The sequence below is a fragment of the Streptomyces sp. NPDC090442 genome (assembly GCF_044769405.1).
In the GTDB taxonomy this organism is placed as follows: Bacteria; Actinomycetota; Actinomycetes; order Streptomycetales; family Streptomycetaceae; genus Streptomyces.
Map to the genome: position 1 here is coordinate 1 of NZ_JBIVXW010000146.1, position 7,735 is coordinate 7,735.

The 7,735-nt window shown below is 64.9% G+C and carries 3 protein-coding genes; all 3 read right to left on the reverse strand.

Features of this window, described 5'->3' with window-relative positions; all coding sequences use genetic code 11:
- Window positions 1-125 precede the first annotated feature (125 nt).
- Complete coding sequence (locus ACIQU6_RS43235; protein ID WP_403487985.1) at window positions 126-650, reverse strand: hypothetical protein; 525 nt, start codon at window positions 648-650, stop codon at window positions 126-128.
- Window positions 647-4,996: a discoidin domain-containing protein gene (locus ACIQU6_RS43240; RefSeq protein WP_403487987.1), complete on the reverse strand. Its 4,350-nt coding sequence runs from the start codon at window positions 4,994-4,996 to the stop codon at window positions 647-649. Before ACIQU6_RS43240 ends, ACIQU6_RS43235 begins: the two co-directional genes overlap by 4 nt.
- 173 nt (window positions 4,997-5,169) lie before the next feature.
- A complete protein-coding gene (locus tag ACIQU6_RS43245) occupies window positions 5,170-7,569 on the reverse strand; it encodes a hypothetical protein (protein WP_403487989.1) in 2,400 nt (799 codons plus the stop codon).
- Between the last annotated feature and the right edge of the window lie 166 nt (window positions 7,570-7,735).

Sequence of the window (7,735 nt, forward strand, 5' to 3'; positions counted from 1 at the left end):
CGACCATCGGCTCCTCTACAGCCCCGTGCTCGGTAATGGTCTCGCTCATCAGGCGTCTCCTTGATCATCGGATCCGCCGTCTATTGGACACTCCCGCGTGAGCGCCCACACCTTTTCTTGTTTGGTCAGATTTGGGTGCTGTGGAGGGATTGTTTGTTGATGTTGATGTGGTGTTGGTTGGTGTTGTATGGGCCGGTGGGGGTGAGGGCGGTGGTTTGGGTGATGGTGATGGTGGCGGTTCCGGGGTGGTGATTGGGTGTGACGTTGCCGAGGGTGATGGTGATGGGGTGGGTGCCGTCGAAAATGGCGGGGGTGCTGTCGGGGATGCAGGTGAACCTGGTTTCGGAGGAGGCGCGGGTGGTGGTGATGCTCCAGTTGTGGCCGGGCAGGTGGGGGCTTGGGTAGGGGACGCCGGTGGTGATGGAGAGGGCGGCGTCGGTGGTGTGGAGGTCGTCGGGGCTGTCGCCTGTGGGGAGGGCGATGGTGATGTCCTGGCAATAGACGGGCTGTTGCATGGGGTGGTGGGTGGTGCTTTGGCCGATGAGCAGGGTGAGGTCGGTGTTTGCGGGTGTGGCGGTGGTGTCGGGCAGGGGGGTGGGCTCTGCGGTGAGGCTGCAGGGGAGTGGCGGGGGGGAGGTGGGTGTGGTCATCGTGGTGCCTTTCTGTGGGAGGTTGTGGTGGGTGTGTGCGGTGTGGTGGTGCCGTTGTGGGGGGGTGCGGTGGGGGTGAGTTGGAGGTAGCCGGTGCGTGCGGTGGGGACGGGGTCGTCGGGGTGGGTTTGGGTGTCGGCGGGGGTGAGGGGGAGTTCGTCCCATCCGGTCTGGGGGAGGGGGAGGGGTTCTGCCCAGGTCCAGTGGCCGTGTTGGGCGGAGGGTTGGGGCATGACGAGGTCATGGCAGGGGGGGTGGGTGGTGGCGGTGAAGGCGCGGATGGCGATGGGTTCGGTGTATTCATCGGCGGTGGCGCGTAGGCGGAGGTAGCGGGCGGTGAGGGGGGTGTGGGGGGGGATGTGGTGGTGGAGTTCGTCGCCGGTGGTGTGGGTGGTGAGGGGGTGCCAGGTGGTTGTTTGATCGGAGTAGTGCTCCAGGCTGATGTGGGGCCAGGTGTGGGTGCCGTCGGGGCGGCCGAGGTAGACGTCGATGCGGGTGATGGTGCGTTCGTCGCCGAGGTCGAGGGTGACGGTGTCGTCGGTGGTGGGGGGATTGTGGCTGTTGTAGTAGGTGGCGAGGCTGGTGTTGAGGATGTTGAGGATGCTGTGGGTTTCTTCGGTGTCCATCATGGTGGTGGCGGTGAGGTTGCCGGTGGTGCGGGTGGGGGCGAGGAGGGAGACGAGGCGGAAGGAGGCGCGGATGCGGGCGAGGGCTTGGTGGACGAGGTCGGCGTTAAGGGAGAGGGACTGGACGGGAAGGATGTCGGTGACGGCGTGGACGGGGGCGTGGGGGTCGGTGAGGAGGGTGAGGTGGTGGCTGAGGGGCTGGTGTTGGGGACGTGCGGGCAGGCGCAGGGCGGAGCCGTCGTCGATGGGGGTGAGGTAGGTGAGGTGGGGGGTGGTTTGGGTGGTGTGCAGGGTGTTGTAGTCGATGTCCTGGCCGGGGCCGGTGGTGGAGGCGTAGAAGCCGATGAGCCCGTCGGTGAGCCGGTCGGGTTGGCCGAGGCGGATGTTCCATTCGTAGGTGGCGTAGGGGTCGTATTCGTCGGCCGCGTCCAGGACGTGGTCCCAGCTGGAGTCGGTGACGGGGGGGCCGGCGAGGTCGATGCCCAGGTCGGCGAGCACGAGAGCGACCAGGCGTCCGGTGAGGCGGCCGGGCAGGTGGTCGTCCTGTGTGGAGTGGTCCAGTGTGGTGGCCAGCGCCTGGTCGATGGTGTCTTTGAGGGCGTCGAATGCGCCATTGATACTCAGCGGTTCATTGAGCAGGGGGGTGAGGAAGGCGGACAGGTGCGGATAGCTCCGGGCGAATCCCTCGTCTTTCTCCGGGTCTGGATGGGTGTGGGGGGCGTGGGGGAGAGGGAACCACTTGGTCTCCTGCTGGTTGATGCCGCGGGTGATGTTGCGCAGTTCTCCCAGGACGTTTCCGTCGGGTGCGTAGACCATGAGGGTCTTGTCGATGAAATTCGACATGAGCCAGCCGGCGACAGGGGTGGCGCCGGCGGGGTCCGTGGCGGTCTCCAGGCGCAGGCGGGCGGGCTGCAGGATGCGCGGCGGCAGCTGCACGATGCGCTGGGGGCCGTCGATGTCGGTGAAGAGGTCTTCCTCCGGCAGGACGCTTTGAGCGCGAACAGGCTCGAACTGCGTGACGGATTCCTTGCCGAAGACCACGGTCGCGGTCTGGCCGAACCGGTCGACCAAGCGCAGCTCGGAGAAGTAGAAGTGCCCGGCTCGCACCGGACGGAATCGCCGGGTGCCGGTCCCGGAGGCGGGATCGGGGGTGTAGTTGTCGGTGCCGAGCAGGGAGGTTATCTCGGCCGGCGCACTCTGCTCGGCGGTCAGCCGGGCGGTGCCGTCGTGCTGCAGCAGCCAGTTGTTGAACCCGTCGAGACGTTGGGAGAGGATACCGTCGAATTCCTCGAGGTCCTTGTGCAGGGCTTTGAGACCCAGGGAGGAGGCCTGGGGGTAGGTCCTCATATAGCGGCTGAGTTCGTTACGCAGGACATAGGCGATCGACGGAGAGAGGTAGCAGCGGCTCGTAAACTCCGTGAAATGCAGACTGTCCTCGATCCCGTTTTCTGGATCTTCCCGGCCGCGCTCGGCGCCTTTTCCTGTCCAGTGGTAACGGTATTCTGATTCATCCTCGTCTTTGCGAAATTCCCAGCGGTATGGGTAGTTACCCCCTTCGTCGACTTCTTCGGCGCGATACGGTGCCGCGTTGTAGCGGATGCGCCATTCGAGGATCATGGGGAGCCAGGGCTGGCGCCAGAGATCGGTGTACTCGGCGAGCGGGCCGCGGACGAGAGCTCGGTTGTTCACGAGGAGATGAAGCACCGGCGGGGCTCCCGCGTCGTCGGGGCGGGCTGTGAGGTCGAGGAGAGCGAATTCTTCGAGGAGGGGTGCAGTGATGTCGGGAAGGCCGGACAACCCCGGGGGCGGCACAGGTGCCTGGGGCGAGCCGACAGGGAACTCGGTCCAGGGATCGCTGGTATTTCCTTTGGCCTTGACTGCGGTCACCAGGTTTGAGGGGATCCGGCACGGCAGCGGGTCATCGTGGTCGCGTGCCAGAGGACGCCGGTTCAAGGGCTTGCCCGGTTCCGAGCTCCACAGGATGATGGAGGGATCTGCCGGGGTGTCGAAAGTCTGCCGGGTGATGCGCTTGAGCTCTAATTCCTCAGGAAGTTTCGTCTCGAGCCGGTCGAGGAACCTGCCGATGGATTCCTGGAGGTCCTCCGGGGTCTCCCCGTAGGGAATCTTGCCGTCGGATTCGTTGATGAAGTCGTCGATGTCTGCGCGCTGGTCCTCGACGACGCGAGTCAGGCTGATGATCTGCTTTTCTGCCTCGGAGTCAAAGCCGTCAGGCTTGCCGGGGAAGTATGTCGGATCCAGTTCCTTGAGCCAGTACAGCGACCACAGGCGCCACTGGTTCTGCGACAAGAGGGGCAGGGCCTCGTCGTATGCGGCCTGGTCAGTGTTGAGCTGGTCAAGCCAGCCCAGGTCCAGGTCCGCAGGAACAACTGCCGGGCTGTCGGAAGTGTCGGTGGGGCGGGGCACGACCTGCCAGCGATGACCGCCGCTGGAGTGGGCGAACCAGGAACGGCGAGTGATCTCGTCCAGGTCTTTGTCCCTATCGGGATCGTCGAAGGAGTCCAGGGCTCCGTTGTACAGAGCCTGCACCAGCCGGGCCGACGGGCGAGAAGAGGGGGGAGAGGCGGCATCAAGCGCCTCGTCACTGCTGTGGCCCAAGGCAGCCCTGATCCGGTCGCCGTCAGGCCGGTCCGTTACCGGCTCCAGGCCCCGCCGCTCCCACGTGATTCCCAGGGCCGTACCGTGATACAGGGTGTGCTGCAGGGTGTCGGGTACGCCGGCTTCAACCGCCCAGCCCAATGCGGCCAGGACGTCATCGGGCGATTCGGCATCGGGCGGCAGCAGGCCGGGAATCTTCGCTGCGGTACGCAGGATGTCGTCGCCTTCGTGCGCGTACCAACCGAGGACAAAGTAGCTCAGTCGCGCGTCCGGAGGATCGGGGTCGTGCTCGTCCTTCAGGTCCTGCAGGCGGTCCTGGAAGCAGAACACATTCATATGATATGAGGCAAAGGCCGCGAACAAGGGCAGGCCGGGACCCGCAGCGCTCAAAAAGGACTCGACATCGCCCCCGGGTTCCACCCAGGGAGTATGGGCGTCGCGGACCATGGGATGGACGCGGCCGATCGGGACGATACTGCCCCTGGTCACCTCATCGGAACGGGGATCCAGATAATACGTGGTGCTCTCGTAATCCTTATCTTCCTCATACGCTGGCGGGGGTGGGTACGGACCTCCCTCGGGATAGTCGCCCGTGAGGTAGTCGCTGTGCACAACCCAGCCTGCCGCCTTCAACGGCTCCCACGACCCATTGCGCTTCACACGCGCATACCGCACAACCAGCCAGCGGTTGGGCACCAGAGCAAACTCCGTCTCACCCTCCTTGTCGCCGCTCTCGTGGTAGAAACCGTTCGCCAGGCACTCGGGAAGCTGCCATTGCACATGGATGCCCTCGAAACGCCGGGCGTCGTCAGTGGATCCATGGACTATTTCCAGGCTTTCGCCCGGCGCAGGTTCGCCACTCTGCTTATTTAGTATCATCGCACGGTAGTTGGGGCTCCAGCGGTGAAACGCGTCCAACCTGTTGCGGACCACGTCGTTGACGGCTAGAGCGTGCACTTCGACGGGGACGATGAGGTCGGTGTCTGTGGTGTCTGTGGGCCGGGCAACGTGTTCTACGGTAAAGCTGGGGTGCCCCTGTGTCGCCGAAACATTGGAAGAAGGGATGAGAGGCGCTGTGGCGTCGCTGTGATCTGAATTCTTCATGGCTTCTCCGGGTGGAAATCTGGGTGCCAGGTTTTTGGGTGTTGACGAGAACAGGGTGGGTTCTGACTCCAGAGCCGTGTGCCAATCTCCCCGTTCGCCGTGGGGTGTAGCGGCCCATGCTCAAAATGCCATCTGTCGTGAGGTTTCGTGAAAGCCTCTCAGTCCTGGTGCTTTCACGGCGTGGTGGGCCGGGTGATGAGGCGTTGCTCGATGGGGGAGTTGATGAATTCCAGGGCGAGCTCCCCCGAGGTGAGATCTGTCTGTGGGTTGCCTTCGGCCTGCCCGACGGCGCGGGCGAGGTCGGGAACGAAGGTGGCCCCGGTTCCGCGAAGGTTCAGGACACGGCGCGGACTGTCGGGTTCACGCAGGTAGCGGCTGAAGACCGTCTGCCCACTGTTGGGGTCGGGGAACCATGCCTGCAAGGACGAGCCGATGTCCTCACCCGGCCCTGTGCCTTCTGTGAGTCTGCGCAGGTTGATGACTTCCTTGCCGTTCTCAATATCGATGCCGAAGTGGATACCCTCGCCCGGCTCACGGATCGAAATCTCGTCCGGCACCTGGTCGAAGAGAGCCAGTAAAACGTCGTCTGCCGGGCGGTCGCGCCTCAGCTCTGCGATCCGCGTGCCGTTGAGCCGTGCAATGAGGTCGAAGTTGTCGGGCCAGGCCGCGACCAGTGCCGAACGGATGAGAATGCCGGCTGCCGCTTTGACGGCTGTGCGGGCCCGGTTCATCTCCTGGCGCAGGAGCGGCGCGAGCTCGGCGTCCTGGGAAGTGCTGACACCAATGTCCATGGCCCCGCGCAGCATGGCCTCGATCCAGTAGGGGTCGATCCGGAACATGCGCAGTGATTCCGGCGGCAGCATTAAAGGGTTCGGGACGAGATAGCAGAAGGGGATCCCCTTGAGTACCGCCAGGCCGTCGACCCACTCCGCGGTCACGGCAGCGTGGCGGGCGGCTGCGGCCTGCAGCAGCCCGGCGATACGCGGCTCGGCCCTGCGGGAGCGGGCTTCCTCCCGCGACAACGGCGTCGGCACACGGCGCACATCAGCCTGCACCTCTGCCGGGGGCTGCCTCAAGGCTTGCAGAAGCGACGGTGCGAAACCAGGCGAGGCCAAAGTCGTGAGGGCGTGGAGCCCGGGCGAGGGATCGGGATCCACCAGAGCGCGGTCGGGGTCGGGGTCCGCGGACAGGGCCAGCAACGTGGCGTCCCGGTTGGCCAGTTCACGCCGTGCCCGGATCGTGTCGGCGGCGTAACTAGGGTTGGACAGGGCCAGCGCGCGGCCCAGGGTCCAGGCAGCCGCGTAACTGACGTCGAAGACTCCGTACTTCTCTTCGTAGATCAGCGCGTGATCGGCTGTCGTTGCGGGACCTCCCCGGGCAGAGTCCGGAGGGTATGGGTATCCGGATTCCCTTATCTTGAGGGTGGTGACGGGCGTGGCAGGTCCGCGGTACCAGCCGAAGCTGAGCTCACCGGACGGCAGCGTATGCGGGACAGGCACGAAACCCCACCTGTAGCGGTCCCGCACGTACTCCACGACCGCAGGAACTCGCCCTTCGACGGGCTCAGGCGGGGGCAGCAGATGCAGGGAGAGGCTCTCAATCGTCTCCGGGTCCGGAGGCGAATCCGCCCGCCCACCGGGTGCTGCCAAGTCCTGCAGGAGGCCTGCAACATCGAGATGGCGTTCGCGAGAGTGGGTGAAGGCCCACCAGCGCAGACTGCACAGCCGCACCCGGTCCTTGCCCTCCGGAATACCGCCCGGAGGGAGATGATCTCGGTGGCCTTCCAGGGAAACCAGATGCGCCACATACAGCCCTGGCGCATGAGGGAAACGGTTCGCCGCCACCACCGCGAAATCACCCTTGGCAAGCTCTTCCGCCGTCCTGAAACCGGGCTTGGTCTTGTGGGGCATCACATTTCGCACATGAACCAGGCAATGAAGCTCGTCTTCCGTCGGCACAACATCAGTGAACACCTCCGCAGGAACGTCGATGGTGCCGCACTCACTGGCCGCGGTCTCCTCAGCCACCCCCTCGTACTCGACACCCTGGACCACGGCATTCTCACCCAGCCCGGGACCCGGCCCCACCACACCCGGATCCTTCTCCGGGTCCGGCTTGATCAGCTCAGCCACCGGACGTGTCACGGGCTCCCCCCCGGGATTGTCCGGCAGCTCGTCAACCATGAACACCAGCAGCGCCATCCACGGCGCCTTCGACGCCATGGACTGCTGCACTGCCATGGACCTCTCCCACGGCAGAGTGGGCCGGCGCAGTGTGATGTGGGGAAGCACCAGACCGAAATTCCCCGACATCCCGTGGGCGGGATACAAGGCCTGGACCGACGCCTCATCGAGATAGAACCGGGCCGATCGTACTTCATAAGTGCTCTCGATGGGATCGAGCCGCTGGCTCTCATCTGGCCAGAGCGTCTGCCCAGCTTCATTTTTGAGGACCTGTTCGGAGCGGATCTTGTAGAAGCCGGCTACGGCGCGGGGTTCTTTGAAGTCGGTGAAGTAGGCGTCGAGTTCGGGGGGGTCGGCCGCTTGGGGCCGGGCGCGGGGGGTGGCGGACATGATGATTTCGCTTTCCAGTGGTGTGGGTGGGGGTGTAGGGGGTGTGTTTGTGGTGGTTTGGTTGTTCAGGTTGTGGTGGTGAGGGGTGGGTGGGTGTGGGTGTGGGGGGCTTGTTGGGTGTAGGTGGTGGGGTTGGGGTTGGGGTTGGGGGTGTGGGTGGTGAGGT

What these genes read in the sequence shown, in the direction of transcription:
- ACIQU6_RS43235 (WP_403487985.1), bottom strand. Translation starts at nt 650, where the DNA reads ATGACCACACCCACCTCCCCCCCGCCACTCCCCTGCAGCCTCACCGCA.
- ACIQU6_RS43245 (WP_403487989.1), bottom strand. Translation starts at nt 7,569, where the DNA reads ATGTCCGCCACCCCCCGCGCCCGGCCCCAAGCGGCCGACCCCCCCGAA.
- ACIQU6_RS43240 (WP_403487987.1), bottom strand. Translation starts at nt 4,996, where the DNA reads ATGAAGAATTCAGATCACAGCGACGCCACAGCGCCTCTCATCCCTTCT.